We start from the raw sequence: 15,630 nt of genomic DNA, 5'->3' as shown, positions 1-15,630 counted from the left end.
AGAAAGGAGAGAAATGAGAAAGTATTTTGGGATCGTGTCGCTTATCATTCTTTTATTCGTATTGTGCTTTCTGCCTCATATTCATTGGGCGCTTGGAATGCTAGGAATTGTCGTGGGGAGTATTCTAGCAATCAAATCGCCTAAAGGAATTGCAAAGAATATTTCTTTTGTTATCCTAGCACTTTGTTTACTTTTACTATTATTATTGATTGGATGGGCGTTTTGATGGCAGATCTAGTGGAAAATTAACCTTTAATTTATTATCCTATTTGGGGACCAGCTTATTCATTTTTAGCCAAATAAAAGATTAGGGTTTGAAACAAAACGTCTGTTCCTATCAGAAAAGCATCTCCACACCGGCAGCGAGAGGTCAGGGGTTCGAGCCCCCTTGGCTCCATACCTTTAAACCCTTATTCTATAAATAAGGGTTTTTTTGTTTTTTCATCCTCTGCAGCAGCCTCTGTGTTCCGCTTCATTTCTAACAACTCAAAATAAAGGAAAGAGAGAAAATGAAAAAGAAAATCTATCTTATATTATCTCTGTCAGCTGCACTGGCACTTCTTTTAACGGCGCTCCCGGCTCTTTCTCCTGTCATCTTCACGTCTGCTTCAGAAAAAGGAGCCATCAGGCATGACATTTATAAAAAAGGATATCCGTATCAAAGCTACTTTGCGATTCTTCAAAAAGAAGAAGGAGGCGGAGAGGCCGGGAACCTTTATTATGTAAATTGGTTCAATTGGAAAGATGAAACCGGACAGACGCCGCACGTATGTTATTCAAAAAAATCGTCCGAAGGCGAGTACAAAGTAAGCTGCGGAACCGGACCGTAATGATCAAGAGCCCCTCTGCAATGAGGGGCTCTTTCTGTCGATGCGGATCCGCTTAATACCCCCTATAGAACTGCTGAACATAATGCCGATACGGATCATTCGGATAATGCGTATTTGGCTGATAAGGCTTATTCATATCATGAATACCCGTGTTTTCAGACTGTCCGCAGTATTTATCGGGACCTATCACAGTTGATTGCCGGATCGGTGAAACGGCTTTTTCCCACTCGTGCTCATTCAGACAGTACGTATGCGCCATGATCTCAGGCGGCGTCAGACGGAGAATATCCGAGCCGTATATCACTTCAGGCGAAGGGGCGTCAAATATGGCCAAAAGGTGGGTTTTGTCTGAAGTGGCGACTTCATAATGCCACCACCCCTGCGGAACATTCGCCACTTGTCCTGGAGAGATCGGATAATTCCGTATTTTCTGGGTGAACGGATTCAGCATCGACACCACCGCGGAACCCGAAATACAGTACACCAATTCAGCGGCGTTTTGATGGGTATGCGGTTCAATCACATTTGTTTTACTCAGAAAGATATCTAATAATGAAATATTTTCAAGCGTGTTTAACTGTTTAATCCCCAATACATTGATAAAGTTCCGAGCATCTTTCGTAAAAAAACGGCTCTCATTCACATCATAAGTGAACTGTGTATTCGGAGACGTGTAATCGATATCGGAAACCATGCAATCCCCCGCTTTCATCTTGAAACGTATATTCCCAAATATATGTGTCCCTGTTTCACCGGGTGATAAAAAAGGAGGTGAAATCCATAAATTCCAAAACCAACACAATATTGTGACGGCTTTTTTAAAGATTCATTTTAGATATATCTTTTATTCGAAATATCTCTTACTATAAAGATATATTGAAAATACATCTTTAGAAGGGTTGAGGATGAACATGCTGGACGAGAGAACAATAGACATCATCAAAAGCACAGTACCTGTATTGAAAACACATGGAGAAAACATCACCGGACGCTTTTATAACCTGATGTTTCAAGATCATCCCGAACTGTTAAATATGTTTAACCAAACGAACCAAAAGAAACAGACTCAGCGCGCAGCATTGGCAAATACAGTCATTGCGGCTGCGGCGAATATTGATCAATTAGAACAAATCATTCCGGCGGTCAGACAGATCGGCCATAAACACACAAGCATCGGTGTAAAACCGGAACATTATCCGATTGTCGGAAAGTATCTGCTTCTGGCGATTAAGGATGTGCTGCAGGATGCCGCAACTCCTGAAATTATGCAGGCATGGGAAAAAGCTTACGGTGTTATTGCGGAGGCTTTTATCGGCATTGAAAAAGACATGTACAATGAAGCCGGATGGCAGGGGTATAAAGAATTTACGGTTATACAGAAAACAAAAGAAAGCAAAGATATCACATCATTTTATATCAAACCGAGTGACGGCTCTTCGCTTCCTGGATTTGAAGCGGGACAATATATCAGCATTAAAGTGAGGATTGCGGATTCTCCTTATACGCACATTCGCCAGTACAGCCTGTCTGATGCTTCTCGAAAAGGCGCATATCGGATATCTGTGAAAAAGGACGGAGCGGTTTCTTCTCATCTCCACAATGAAGTTCAAGAGGGAGATAAACTTGAAGTCAGCGCACCCGCCGGGGATTTCAAGCTGTCTTCTTCCGAAAAACCGGTTGTTCTTATCAGTGCCGGCTCCGGAATTACGCCGATGATGTGCATGCTGAAAACAGCCGCCGAAAAACAGCCGGAGCGTTCCGTTACTTTTATTCATGCCGCGAAAAACGGAGAGTACGCCGCGTTCCGCAAAGAGGCTGAACAAGCTGCGGAGAATCATCCGAATATTAACGTCATTTATGTATACAGTGAACCGGCAGAACAAGACCGCTCAGGAGACAAGCCTTTTTACAGCGGCCGGATTGATCAAACCTTCTTGGAGCAGCTTCATCTGAATCAAGATGCTGAATGTTACTTGTGCGGATCAGCACAGTTTATGACGCAAATGAAAGATATGATTCTCGCACTCGGGTTTGACTCTGATTCTGTTCAATATGAATTGTTCGGCCCTCAGCTGAGCATGGCATAACAAAAAAAGACTCCTCAAAGAGGAGTCTTTTTTATTTGCACGATGTGTTCTTTCTCCGTCTTTTTCCCTATTTTATTGAAATTTTCATCAATGACCAGTAAAATTATAAATCTAGTGATTCCGGAATTAAAGGAAGGTTGATATGAAAAAGAAAGCAAAGACCAAAAGGGTGCTTGGGTGCCTTTTTGCTGTATCTCTTATATTCGGATTATTTCTGGTATCAATGGTATTTTCGAAATTCATAGTGACGGAAGAAAAACCGCCTGAAGAGGTGGACGAGCAGCAGGTCTTTATTGACAGCCTTTCCGGGCATGCTCAGATTTTATATGAGAAATATCATGTCCTTCCGAGCATCACCCTCGCACAGGCCATTCTCGAATCGGACTGGGGGAACAGTGAGCTTGCGGGGAAAGCGCGCAACCTGTTCGGTGTAAAAGGTGATTATAAAGGAAAACACGTCACGATGAAAACGGATGAATTTGAAAAAGGAAAACGAAAAACGATTCGGGCAAAATTCCGTAAATACAGCACGTTTTTTGAATCAATGGATGACCATGCAAAATTATTTGTCAACGGAACGTCTTGGAATAAAAAGAAGTACAAGCCCGTCATTGAAGCGGACAATTATAAAACAGCGGCGGCTGCCCTTCAAAAATCCGGCTACGCCACAGACCCCGGCTATGCTGAAAAAATTAAAGATGTCATAGAAACCTATAACCTGAATGAATATGACAAAATCAATGCCTCTCTTAAAGCAGTTGATATGAAAGGCGCCATCAAAGACCACGCCATTGAAGACGTGTGGTCGAAGCCGTCAAAAGAGCGGCATTCTATAAAACTGGCATCGGCGCAAAAGTTTACCGGCCAGCATATTAAAGTCGTATCTGAAAAACAAAACGGAGAATCCGTCTGGTACCAAATTCAAGTGAAAGATGAGCTGATCGGCTGGGTTGACCAAACCGCCGTCCAGTTAAGTGAAGAAACATAAGCATCAAAAAAAGCCGGCAGCCCGCCGGCTTTTTTTACATCCCTTCAGTTTCAAACCTTTTAATATCACGTTTATGCCCCATCAGCACAAGGCAGTCACATTCATGAATGACAGTCTCCGGAGAAGGGGACAGCTGAATGTCTCCGTTATGTTTCACGGCAAGAATGGTACAGCCGAATCTGGCCCGGACGCCGAGATCAAGAATGGATTTTAAATGCAGCTTTTTCGTGGCTGAAAGCTCCACGATGCTGTATTCATCTGACAAATCAATATAATTTAAGACGTTTTCATCCGAAAGGCTTTGCGCAATCCGCACGCCCATATCCTTTTCGGGATGGATAATACGATCAGCACCGATCTTTTCAAGCACTTTGTGATGATAATAGTTTTGCGCTTTCACCCAAATATTAGGGATGTTCAGCTCCTTCAATAACAGCGTCGTCAGCGTGCTTGCCTGAATGTTGGCGCCGATTGCTACGATGACATATTCAAAATTTCTGATGCCGAGCGACTGAAGCTCGCTTTCTTCCGTTGAATTTGCCCGCACAGCATGCGTGGCATAAGAGGAGTATGCGTTGACCCGCTCTTCGCTGATATCGACCGCAAGCACCTCATGCCCCATTTTAAAAAGCTCTTTACAGATGCTTCCGCCGAAACGGCCGAGTCCGATGACGGCAAATTGTTTATTTTTGATTTTTCCCAATCCTCATAACTCCTTAAGAAACTGTTTTCGTCACTCCAAATACAACAAACAAGAATGTACTCCTGTTTCAAGGGTTTGTCAATGCGAGGGCCGGAGAAAGAAAACAGCACAAAAAAAAGACCGGATGACAAGCGAGGGGCTTGTGCCGGTCTTTTTTCGCAATTATTAGCAGTCGCAAGGCTGTGTCGGCGGTGTGCTGCGTTTTTGAACAACAATTGTGTCCTCAGCATAGAATTTAGAGCCGATGCTTAATGATTTATTTTCTGCACGGAACTTATATGTACCTGCAGCAGGCAATGTTTTATTATTAAGAGAAAGCTTAAATTCCGCTGCGCCGAGCAAATCAATGTTTAACGGAAGTCTGACTGTTTTGCCGTTATTCAGAATTTGTCTTTCACGCAAAGCGTGTCCGTTGACTGTATCTTTTGTTGTAGCCGCAAATCCGCTAGGAAGGGTAAATTCCATAACGCCTAAGCTCAGGATCGTGTTCGGACGGTACGTCAATTCGATATCAGAAAATGACCATTCCTGCTGGCTGGCACCTGTATATTTTGCAAATAAGGTAGCAGTCGCTTTCGTGGACATTTCCGGCTCGTGAACGGTTGAGCCTGACTCAGCGGCGAATGACGCTGTCGGCAGAGAAAGAAGCAAAACCAGGCCGAATAAACTTGCCATGACAGTTGAGAAAAACTTGTGTTTCATTTTCATAAATCCCCCTAAAAAAAATTTGCTGATTGTTCTTAAAAAAGAACGACCATACCTATAAAAATTTACCATCAATTTTAATGGAAGTAAATGGGGTTATATTCCTATATTTTCTCAAAAATAATCAAATCACGACAAAAAAACGTCTGATTTTGATTCAGGCGTTTTTTTCGTCCGTTTCTATCGGAATAAATTTAAAAATCTCCCCGCTCTGAACCGAGTCGGCGAGCCGCTTCAGCCAATCATAATAAGCTTTCGAACTTTCAAGCTGATCATATAACTGCCGCGCTTCTTCCTGTAATTCCGCGTTGCCTTCCTCGGCCAGCAAAACGGACTGCAAATCCGCCTGGGCCTGTACGATGGCGGACAAATTCACCTGAACTTCACGATCCCATTTCGGCGGGAAGAAATTCGTGAAAAACGTAAAGAAATCTTTTTCCGCTACAAACGTATGCTTCCGTGTGCCGCGGTGAAAGGTTTTTTTGACCACATTTAAATCCTGCAGCTTTTTGACGCCTGTGCTCATACTCGGTTTGCTCATCTGCAGTTCCTCACGCATTTCGTCAAGCGTCATTTCATCCCTCATATACATTGTTCCGTATAAAATCCCGACACTCCGTGTGATTCCGTAAAGATCCATCGTCTCTGCAATGGAATCAATGACAAGATCCCTGGCTTGTTCTATAGCTGCGAATTCTGGATTCTCATCCATATTGTCCCTCTTTTCCTCTTGAAGTTTAAATTTGTTAAGTCATTTCTTTATGTTCTTAATCTTAACGAATCATGACAAAATGTCAAAATCTAAACGGACTGATCGGGTTTTGACAGGCAAAAAAACATGTGTTAAATTAATATTGTTAAAAACATTAAATTTTTATTTAACAAACTTACTTTTCGGTAAGGAGGACTCTTATGAGCAAAACGCTTTATATCGGCGGCGAATGGATCAGTGCAGAAAAAAAACAGACCCGCCGTATCATTAATCCATTTAATCAAGAAGAAATTGCAACGGTATGCGAAGGAGACCGGGACGATGCGGTGAAAGCCATCGCCGCAGCCAGAAAAGCATTTGATGAAGGGGAGTGGCCGGTGCTTTCCGGGCTCGAGCGCGGACAATTTGTTCTGAAAATTGCGGAATTAATCAGACGCGATCTGAACGAATTAGCTGAGCTGGAATCGCTCGATACAGGAAAAACGATTGAAGAAAGTAAAGCCGATATGGATGATATCGCAAATGTATTTCAATATTATGCCGGTTTGGCGGATAAAGACGGAGGCGAGGTCATTTCATCTCCGATTCCAGATTCCGTAAGTAAAATCGTCAGAGAGCCCATTGGCGTATGCGGACAAATTACGCCGTGGAACTATCCGCTCCTTCAGGCGAGCTGGAAAATCGCTCCCGCTCTTGCGGCCGGAAACACGATCGTTTTAAAGCCGAGCGAGATTACTCCGCTGACAACCATTAAAGTCTTTCAATTAATAGAAGAAGCCGGTATTCCGAAAGGGGTCGCCAATCTCGTGCTGGGGCCGGGCGCTTCTGTCGGCGATGAGCTGGCGAGAAACCTCGACGTCGATTTGGTCTCTTTTACGGGCGGAATTGAAACAGGCAAAAAAATCATGCAGGCGGCAAGCGGCAACGTGAAAAAGATTGCCCTGGAGCTTGGCGGCAAAAATCCGAATATCGTATTTCAAGATGCAGATCTCGAAACAGCTGCAGATCAAGCGCTGAACGCCGTGTTTTTCCATGCCGGCCAAGTTTGTTCGGCAGGGTCACGTCTTTTGGTGGACGAAGCCATTCATGATGAATTTTTAGCCGAGCTGATCAAGCGTACGAAACGCATCAAATTAGGAAACGGTTTTCATGAAGATACGGAAAGCGGTCCGCTGATTTCCGCCGAGCATCGGGCTAAAGTCGAAAAATACGTAGAAATCGGCATCGAAGAAGGGGCAAAACTGGAAACAGGCGGCAAACGTCCTGATGATCCCGCCCTTCAAAACGGTTTCTTCTATGAACCTACTATTTTCTCAAACTGCAAGTCTGATATGCGGATAGTCCAAGAGGAGATCTTCGGCCCCGTTTTAACAGTTGAGTCATTTTCTTCTGAAGAAGAAGTGATCAGACTTGCCAACGATACCATTTACGGGCTGGCCGGAGCGGTATGGTCAAAGGATATTGAAAAATGCGAACGCGTAGCCGACAAACTGCGGATGGGAACGGTATGGATCAATGATTTCCACCCGTATTTCGCGCAAGCGCCATGGGGCGGGTACAAACAATCGGGCTTCGGCCGCGAACTCGGCAAAATCGGCCTGGAAGAATACACGGAAATCAAACATATTTACCGCAACACGAAACCTGCGGCTGTGAACTGGTTTCAAGCATAACGAGGAGGAGATACAATATGACATTAAATATGAAAGTAGAAAGCATGCATAAATTCCATACATTCGAAATCCCGACAGTCATTAAACACGGAATCGGTGCGATTCAGCACGCGGGGAGTGAAGTCAGAGCGCTTGGCGTCACAAAAGCGCTGCTCGTAACAGACCCGGGAATTTATAACGCGGGAGTGGCAAACCCGGTCATTGAATCTTTGCAGGAAGCGGGCATCGAAGTCGTCCTGTTTAACAAAGTGGAGCCGAACCCGCCTGTACGTCTTGTAAACGAAGGATCAGAACTGTATAAAAAAGAAAACTGCAACGGCCTTGTGGCTGTCGGCGGCGGAAGCTCCATGGATACAGCGAAAGCGATCGGGGTAGAAGCGACACACGAAGGAAGCGTGCTTGATTATGAAGCCGCGGAAGGCAAAAAGCCGCTGGAAAACCGTATTCCTCCGCTGACAACGATCCCGACGACTGCGGGAACAGGTTCAGAGGTCACACAATGGGCGGTCATTACAGATGAGGAAAGAGAATTTAAATTCAATACGGGCGGACCGCTTATCGCCGCGCATTTAACGGTCATTGACCCTGAGCTGCACACGTCCATGCCTCCGCATGTGACGGCCATGACAGGTATTGACGCACTTGCGCACGCCATCGAGTGCTATACGATGAAATTCGCGCAGCCGATCACTGATGCCGTCGCTTTAATGGCCATTGAATATGCGGCGCATTATATTAAGCGCGCGTTTGCGGACGGAGAGGATTTGGAAGCAAGATACGGCATGGCGCAGGCGGCGATGCTTGCCGGCCTTTCATACGGCAGTGAATCAGCAGGCGCGGCGCATGCAATGAGCCAGACGCTCGGCGGCATCATCCCTGTCGCTCACGGACAATGCGTCGCAGCTATGATGGGGCCGGTAATGGAATACAACTGGAAAGGCTATCCGGAAAAATTCGCCCGCATCGCCAAAGCATTCGGAATCGATACAAGCAACATGACAACCGATGAAGCGGCAAAAGCGTCCGTCAACTGGATGTATGATCTTGTAAAAGATTTAGAGGTGCCGAGTTTAGAAGAACAAGGTGTGTCTCCGGACATGATTGAACGTTTATCAAAAGAAGCCATGAAAGATCCGCAAACATTCGGAAATCCAAGAGATTTGAATGAGAAAGCATACAACTGGATTTACAAACGCTGCTTTGACTTAACACCGAAAACGGTATAATAAATGAACCCCGCTCCTTTACAGAGCGGGGTTTTTTAAGGATAATGTCAAGAAAAAGGCGGTGGTGGCTGATGTGGAAACGCATAACAGCAAAGACGGAAGGCGTATATATAGCGGATACCGAACAATTTGTTACCAAAAAGATGGACAAGCTTCGTGCGGAATACGGCGGGTTTCCCGGTGACCTGCATTTCGGACTGACAAAAAAGGCCGGCGCGCGTGAGCCGATGTATGAAAGAGGAACAGAAATTTTTAACCGGAGACAAATTTCAATCGTGTCCATGGAGGAATGTGATGACATTGCGGAGAAGATGGGGATTTCTCATATCTTTCCCGAATGGCTCGGCGCTAACATCGCAATCAGCGGTTTTTCTGCACTGACGCCGCTTAAAGAAGGAAGCAGAATAATATTTCCAAGCGGTGCGTCTCTGTTGTGCGAGGGAGAAAATGATCCGTGCATTCAGCCGGGAGAAGTCATTCAATCCTTTTATCCGGATCAGTCAAAACTCGCCGCGGCGTTTGTGAGGCACGCGATGGGCAGAAGAGGAATTGTCTGTATTGTTGAACGCCCGGGTGATATATGCACGGGCGATGCGGTCACCATCCATTCTTATGAACCGAAACGCGCCAAGAAAAAAATCGAGAAGGTCTGACTCAGACCTTTTCGATTTTTTGTTTGATTTCTTCTATTTGATTGATGTGACGCTTTTCATGATGGCCGATAAAATCAATCCACTGGCGGATCGTCAGTTCTTGAAAAACAGGATGGGGAAGCACACGTTCTAAGTCTTCCTCGTTTAATGATGAAATAACTGCGGTCAGCTGCTGTCTTGCCGTATCTAATTCTTGTTTTGCTTCAATGACTGATATTCGGTTTTGCTCAGGTTCGAGGTGTGACGGCGCCGGCCGTTTATTTGTTCTGTCCTCTATAAACTCCATCGGTTTTTCTTCGATTTTTTTAAACGGTGCGTCTTTTGCCTGCTTTGATAAAAGGGTCTGCGCTGTTTCGTCAATTTTCTTTAAATGGTCAAGGACTTCCCGCACGCTCCACTCATCAGCCGCGGGCTTTCGGTTGAATTCCTCATCAGAGAGTCCTTTCAGTTCTTCCCAGGTCTGCTGTCTGGCTTCATTAAAAATGCTCATCCTATCTCCTCCTTTAGAGTAAACATATCATATCCGGATTGGATAATCATGTAATCAGCCTTCCTTATCAGAAAATTGAAACCATTTACCTTTACATCCGTATATAAAGTAACACTCCGACACCTCGGCCGAAAGGAGGATAGAAGATGGACATATTTCATCTGCCGCTTGAAACGGTCTATCTTTACACATTGATTATTTCGGGAAGTCTCACGCTTTTGATTCTGTTTTTTCAAGATGTGTTTCACGGCCTATCGGAAGCCATTCCTGTTTCATTTTTAAACCCTGCATTGATTCTGTCTTTTTTAACAATCTTTTCAGCCTCAGGTTATATCGGCGAAATCGCCTCTCCGCTATCAAGTCCTGTCATTGCGTTGCTTTCATTTGTTCTTTCGGTTCTTTTGGTCAGCCTGCTTCACTTCTTCGTCCTTGTCCCGCTTTCATCAGCGGAAGAATCGCTCGCATATCGGGAGACGGATTTAAAGGGCAGAGTCGGCAGGGTCATTACTTCCGTCCCGAAAGACGGCTATGGAGAAGTGATCATAGAGGGAATAGGGGGCGCCATTTCTAAATCAGCCGTCAGCTTTGATCAAGAACAGATCAAGTACGGAACGGCCGTATTAGTGATTGACGTGAAAGACGGAGTGCTTTTTGTGACGCCGCATGAACCAATCTGATATCTAAGGGGGAACTGTTATGACTATGCCGATTATCATCGTTATCGGAATCGTATTCTTTTTACTCATCGCACTTATTGCTGTATTTATTACGAAGTACCGGACGGCGGGGCCGGACGAAGCCCTTATCGTGACCGGAAGTTATTTGGGAAATAAGAACGTCCACATTGATGAAGGCGGAAATCGTCTGAAAATCGTCCGGGGCGGGGGAACTTTTGTGCTCCCGGTATTCCAGCAGGCAGAACCTCTCAGTTTACTGTCAAGCAAACTTGATGTCTCTACACCTGAAGTCTATACAGAACAAGGCGTGCCGGTAATGGCCGACGGAACCGCCATTATTAAAATCGGAGGCTCCATCGGTGAAATCGCAACAGCAGCTGAACAATTTTTGGGGAAATCTAAGGAAGACCGTGAGCAGGAGGCGCGGGAGGTGCTGGAGGGCCATCTGCGCTCCATCCTCGGCTCCATGACCGTTGAAGAGATTTATAAAAACAGGGAAAAGTTTTCTCAGGAAGTCCAGCGGGTCGCGTCTCAGGATCTTGCTAAAATGGGGCTGATGATCGTTTCTTTTACGATTAAAGACGTCCGCGATAAAAACGGCTATCTTGAATCATTAGGTAAGCCGAGAATCGCCCAAGTCAAGCGGGATGCGGACATTGCCACGGCAGAAGCGGATAAAGAGACGAGGATTAAACGCGCGGCCGCTGATAAAGACGCAAAAAAATCAGAGCTGGAGCGGGCGACGGAAATAGCTGAAGCGGAAAAAATCAATCAGCTGAAAATGGCGGAATACAGAAGAGAGCAGGATACAGCAAAAGCCAATGCCGATCAGGCATATGATCTTGAAACAGCAAAAGCCCGCCAGCAGGTGACAGAGCAGGAAATGCAAATTAAAATTATTGAGCGGCAAAAGCAGATTGAATTGGAAGAAAAAGAAATCCTGCGCCGTGAGCGCCAATATGACTCTGAAGTGAAGAAAAAAGCCGATGCTGACCGTTACTCGGTGGAACAAGCGGCCGAAGCCGCAAAAGCGAAGCAGCTCGCCGAAGCGGATGCCGAGCAGTACAGCATCGAAGCGATGGCCAAGGCGGAAGCGGAACGCGTGAGAATTGACGGTCTTGCTAAAGCGGAGGCTGAAAAGGCGAGAGGAGAAACCGAAGCGGAAGTCATCCGCCTGAAAGGTCTCGCAGAAGCGGAAGCTAAAGAAAAAATCGCCGAAGCATTCGAAAAATACGGGCAGGCTGCAATCCTTGATATGATTGTGAAAATGCTGCCTGAATATGCGAAGCAAGTCTCAGCGCCTCTTTCCAACATTGATAAAATAACCGTCGTTGATACGGGAGGAAGCGGTGAAAACGGCGGGGCCAATAAAGTCACAGGCTACGCAACCAATTTAATGGCCGGTCTTCAGGAAAGCTTAAAAGCATCTTCCGGAATCAATGTAAAAGAGCTTATTGAGAATTTTTCAGGCAAAGGAAACATAAAACAAAGTATAAATGAACTTACAAAAGAACTGAGTGATTCAAACGAACGGCACAGCCCGGAATAAAAAAACAGCAGGCGTAAACCGCCTGCTGTTTCAGTTCGTCCGCTTAGCTTCAAGAAGCCGCGGCGCAGTCATGAATAATAAGATAAGGACAATGGCCGAAAGGATAAAAGAAGGAATCATATAAGTCGCGTTATAGACGGACGAATAAATCCATACCGGCGTGCCTTTCGGAGCATAGCTTCCGAAAAAGACAGCTCCGGAGACCACATGTGCCGCATAGCGCAGCACACTGCCGATGAAAACACCGCCTATAATATACATCGTTAAAGCGCCTCTTTTTTTATTCAATGCCGATTCTCGTACACCGGAAGCAAACAAGCCGCTGAAACCGAGGACTGCAAATGCCGCGATGTAATCAAGAAATAGCTGCACCGGGTGCTGCAAAAACAAATTGCCGATGGCGATCTGGACAATCCCTGTTAAAAAGCCTGTCGTAAGCCCGGCCTTCACTCCCCAGCGGAATGAAATCAAAAAAATCGGAATCATCATAATAGAGACCGAACCGCCTTGGGGCATCCGGAGAAACATACCTGAGACAATGTCAAGAATGACAGCCGACCCGGTCATAATCGCTATTTCAATTAAGCGCACAAGCTGTGTTGAATGATTCATAGTTTTCCCCCTGGTCAGACAACCGTATCAAGGATAAACAAAAAAGCAGCGCGGGGAAGGATGGGAAAAGGTCCGCGCGCTGCTTACATAAACTGCAAATCATTTGGCTTTGCCACATCCCTACGCCAGCGTTAACTAACAGGTTCAAAGGGTCAGAACAAAACGTTCACTCTCAGCTTTAATGCTCCCCTTGTGGTCATCAAGTATTTAGTTCAATCTTACTATACAAGAAAATATGCCAAACCACAAGACAGCTTATCTTTCTATAGAAGAGAAACTGAAATAAGTATGAAAGAAAATAATTAATGATTTTTTTAAAAAAACTATTGTCATATTTTCAAAAGGGTGTTATATTATTAAACGTCGCTGATGAACAGCAGACAACAACGAAAAGCTTCGGAAACAACTTAAAAAAAGTTGTTGACATAAAAGGAGCTGAGTGGTAAGATAATAAAGCTGCTTCAACAAGCGGTAATGATCTTTGAAAACTAAACAAGACAAAACGTACCTGTTAATTCAAAGTTTTAAATAAATCGCACAGCGATGTGCGTAGTCAGTCAAACACTTTATCGGAGAGTTTGATCCTGGCTCAGGACGAACGCTGGCGGCGTGCCTAATACATGCAAGTCGAGCGGACAGATGGGAGCTTGCTCCCTGATGTTAGCGGCGGACGGGTGAGTAACACGTGGGTAACCTGCCTGTAAGACTGGGATAACTCCGGGAAACCGGGGCTAATACCGGATGGTTGTCTGAACCGCATGGTTCAGACATAAAAGGTGGCTTCGGCTACCACTTACAGATGGACCCGCGGCGCATTAGCTAGTTGGTGAGGTAACGGCTCACCAAGGCGACGATGCGTAGCCGACCTGAGAGGGTGATCGGCCACACTGGGACTGAGACACGGCCCAGACTCCTACGGGAGGCAGCAGTAGGGAATCTTCCGCAATGGACGAAAGTCTGACGGAGCAACGCCGCGTGAGTGATGAAGGTTTTCGGATCGTAAAGCTCTGTTGTTAGGGAAGAACAAGTGCCGTTCAAATAGGGCGGCACCTTGACGGTACCTAACCAGAAAGCCACGGCTAACTACGTGCCAGCAGCCGCGGTAATACGTAGGTGGCAAGCGTTGTCCGGAATTATTGGGCGTAAAGGGCTCGCAGGCGGTTTCTTAAGTCTGATGTGAAAGCCCCCGGCTCAACCGGGGAGGGTCATTGGAAACTGGGGAACTTGAGTGCAGAAGAGGAGAGTGGAATTCCACGTGTAGCGGTGAAATGCGTAGAGATGTGGAGGAACACCAGTGGCGAAGGCGACTCTCTGGTCTGTAACTGACGCTGAGGAGCGAAAGCGTGGGGAGCGAACAGGATTAGATACCCTGGTAGTCCACGCCGTAAACGATGAGTGCTAAGTGTTAGGGGGTTTCCGCCCCTTAGTGCTGCAGCTAACGCATTAAGCACTCCGCCTGGGGAGTACGGTCGCAAGACTGAAACTCAAAGGAATTGACGGGGGCCCGCACAAGCGGTGGAGCATGTGGTTTAATTCGAAGCAACGCGAAGAACCTTACCAGGTCTTGACATCCTCTGACAATCCTAGAGATAGGACGTCCCCTTCGGGGGCAGAGTGACAGGTGGTGCATGGTTGTCGTCAGCTCGTGTCGTGAGATGTTGGGTTAAGTCCCGCAACGAGCGCAACCCTTGATCTTAGTTGCCAGCATTCAGTTGGGCACTCTAAGGTGACTGCCGGTGACAAACCGGAGGAAGGTGGGGATGACGTCAAATCATCATGCCCCTTATGACCTGGGCTACACACGTGCTACAATGGACAGAACAAAGGGCAGCGAAACCGCGAGGTTAAGCCAATCCCACAAATCTGTTCTCAGTTCGGATCGCAGTCTGCAACTCGACTGCGTGAAGCTGGAATCGCTAGTAATCGCGGATCAGCATGCCGCGGTGAATACGTTCCCGGGCCTTGTACACACCGCCCGTCACACCACGAGAGTTTGTAACACCCGAAGTCGGTGAGGTAACCTTTTAGGAGCCAGCCGCCGAAGGTGGGACAGATGATTGGGGTGAAGTCGTAACAAGGTAGCCGTATCGGAAGGTGCGGCTGGATCACCTCCTTTCTAAGGATTTTAACGGAATATAAGACCTTGGGTCTTATAAACAGAACGTTCCCTGTCTTGTTTAGTTTTGAAGGATCATTCCTTCAAAACATAGGAACACCTGCTAAATGCGCCACTTCCTGTGGCAACGCATGTGTTAGCATGTCCTATGCGTTGTTCTTTGAAAACTAGATAACAGAAGTAATTCACATTCAATTAGTAATGCAAGATATCACGTAGTGATTCTTTTTAACGGTTAAGTTAGAAAGGGCGCACGGTGGATGCCTTGGCACTAGGAGCCGATGAAGGACGGGACGAACACCGATATGCTTCGGGGAGCTGTAAGCAAGCTTTGATCCGGAGATTTCCGAATGGGGAAACCCACCACTCGTAATGGAGTGGTATCCATATCTGAATACATAGGATATGAGAAGGCAGACCCGGGGAACTGAAACATCTAAGTACCCGGAGGAAGAGAAAGCAAATGCGATTCCCTGAGTAGCGGCGAGCGAAACGGGACCAGCCCAAACCAAGAGGCTTGCCTCTTGGGGTTGTAGGACACTCTGTACGGAGTTACAAAGGAACGAGGTAGATGAAGAGGCCTGGAAAGGCCCGCCATAGGAGGTAACA

The 15,630-nt window shown here is 46.1% G+C and carries 14 protein-coding genes, 2 rRNA genes and 1 riboswitch (1 of these 17 running past the window's edge); of the genes, 10 read left to right on the top strand and 6 right to left on the bottom strand.

Features of this window, described 5'->3' with window-relative positions; all coding sequences use genetic code 11:
- Positions 1-509 precede the first annotated feature (509 nt).
- Positions 510-830 (top strand): hypothetical protein, encoded by a 321-nt coding sequence (locus U2H13_RS14885; RefSeq protein ID WP_014305649.1) that lies wholly within the window; start codon positions 510-512, stop codon positions 828-830.
- Positions 831-882: 52 nt separating this feature from the next.
- Here U2H13_RS14885 and U2H13_RS14880 read toward each other — a convergent pair whose 3' ends face one another.
- On the bottom strand, positions 883-1,524 hold the full coding sequence (locus tag U2H13_RS14880; protein ID WP_376700517.1) for a cupin domain-containing protein: 642 nt from the start codon (positions 1,522-1,524) through the stop codon (positions 883-885).
- A gap of 217 nt (positions 1,525-1,741) precedes the next feature.
- Here U2H13_RS14880 and hmpA point away from each other — a divergent pair, with 217 nt between their 5' ends.
- Both hmpA and U2H13_RS14870 read left to right on the top strand, forming a co-directional pair.
- Positions 1,742-2,917, top strand: coding sequence for an NO-inducible flavohemoprotein (gene hmpA, locus U2H13_RS14875; protein WP_376700811.1), 1,176 nt, complete (start codon positions 1,742-1,744; stop codon positions 2,915-2,917).
- 142 nt (positions 2,918-3,059) lie between these two features.
- Positions 3,060-3,905, top strand: coding sequence for a glucosaminidase domain-containing protein (locus tag U2H13_RS14870; RefSeq protein ID WP_014418724.1), 846 nt, complete (start codon positions 3,060-3,062; stop codon positions 3,903-3,905).
- 34 nt (positions 3,906-3,939) lie between these two features.
- Here the strand turns inward: U2H13_RS14870 and U2H13_RS14865 are convergent, their stop codons facing one another.
- The 3 genes from U2H13_RS14865 to cudC all read right to left on the bottom strand — a co-directional run bounded on the left by U2H13_RS14865 (position 3,940) and on the right by cudC (position 6,025).
- A complete protein-coding gene (locus U2H13_RS14865) occupies positions 3,940-4,608 on the bottom strand; it encodes a TrkA family potassium uptake protein (protein ID WP_014418723.1) in 669 nt (222 codons plus the stop codon).
- Positions 4,609-4,773: 165 nt separating this feature from the next.
- Positions 4,774-5,310, bottom strand: coding sequence for a biofilm surface layer hydrophobin BslA (bslA, locus tag U2H13_RS14860; RefSeq protein ID WP_025650408.1), 537 nt, complete (start codon positions 5,308-5,310; stop codon positions 4,774-4,776).
- 160 nt (positions 5,311-5,470) lie between these two features.
- Entirely contained in the window at positions 5,471-6,025 is a 555-nt protein-coding gene (gene cudC / locus U2H13_RS14855; protein WP_014418721.1) for a choline uptake/conversion transcriptional regulator CudC, read from the bottom strand.
- Positions 6,026-6,225: 200 nt separating this feature from the next.
- On the opposite strand from cudC, the gene betB reads away from it, so the two are divergent.
- From betB to U2H13_RS14840, 3 genes are all read left to right on the top strand, one after another.
- A complete protein-coding gene (gene betB, locus U2H13_RS14850) occupies positions 6,226-7,698 on the top strand; it encodes a betaine-aldehyde dehydrogenase (protein WP_376700516.1) in 1,473 nt (490 codons plus the stop codon).
- Positions 7,699-7,715: 17 nt separating this feature from the next.
- Entirely contained in the window at positions 7,716-8,924 is a 1,209-nt protein-coding gene (gbsB, locus tag U2H13_RS14845) for a choline dehydrogenase (protein WP_014418719.1), read from the top strand.
- A 71-nt stretch (positions 8,925-8,995) separates the two neighbouring features.
- Entirely contained in the window at positions 8,996-9,577 is a 582-nt protein-coding gene (locus tag U2H13_RS14840; RefSeq protein ID WP_014721712.1) for an MOSC domain-containing protein, read from the top strand.
- A 1-nt stretch (position 9,578) separates the two neighbouring features.
- On the opposite strand, the gene U2H13_RS14835 is transcribed toward U2H13_RS14840, so the two are convergent.
- On the bottom strand, positions 9,579-10,067 hold the full coding sequence (locus tag U2H13_RS14835) for a DinB family protein (protein ID WP_017419515.1): 489 nt from the start codon (positions 10,065-10,067) through the stop codon (positions 9,579-9,581).
- Positions 10,068-10,213: 146 nt separating this feature from the next.
- On the opposite strand from U2H13_RS14835, the gene U2H13_RS14830 reads away from it, so the two are divergent.
- The gene (locus U2H13_RS14830) at positions 10,214-10,744 is read left to right on the top strand and encodes an NfeD family protein (protein WP_014418716.1); all 531 of its coding nucleotides are present in this window, start codon (positions 10,214-10,216) and stop codon (positions 10,742-10,744) included.
- Positions 10,745-10,763: 19 nt separating this feature from the next.
- A complete protein-coding gene (locus U2H13_RS14825; protein ID WP_014418715.1) occupies positions 10,764-12,293 on the top strand; it encodes a flotillin family protein in 1,530 nt (509 codons plus the stop codon).
- 30 nt (positions 12,294-12,323) lie between these two features.
- Here U2H13_RS14825 and thiT read toward each other — a convergent pair whose 3' ends face one another.
- Positions 12,324-12,905 carry an energy-coupled thiamine transporter ThiT gene (gene thiT, locus U2H13_RS14820; protein WP_121984825.1) on the bottom strand — a complete coding sequence of 194 codons (582 nt, stop codon included), beginning with the start codon at positions 12,903-12,905 and terminating at the stop codon, positions 12,324-12,326.
- 100 nt (positions 12,906-13,005) lie between these two features.
- Positions 13,006-13,106: riboswitch (TPP riboswitch) on the bottom strand.
- 365 nt (positions 13,107-13,471) lie between these two features.
- On the opposite strand from thiT, the gene U2H13_RS14815 reads away from it, so the two are divergent.
- Together U2H13_RS14815 and U2H13_RS14810 are read left to right on the top strand one after the other, a co-directional pair.
- Positions 13,472-15,021 (top strand): 16S ribosomal RNA (locus U2H13_RS14815).
- Positions 15,022-15,254: 233 nt separating this feature from the next.
- Positions 15,255-15,630 (top strand): 23S ribosomal RNA (locus U2H13_RS14810) (it continues 2,554 nt past the right edge of the window).
- The 16S and 23S rRNA genes sit together here, the layout of an rRNA operon.

Origin of the sequence: Bacillus sp. A1, from assembly GCF_042296235.1 — a bacterium.
In the GTDB taxonomy this organism is placed as follows: Bacteria; Bacillota; Bacilli; order Bacillales; family Bacillaceae; genus Bacillus; species Bacillus velezensis.
This window is presented reverse-complemented; position numbering and strand designations above follow the sequence as displayed.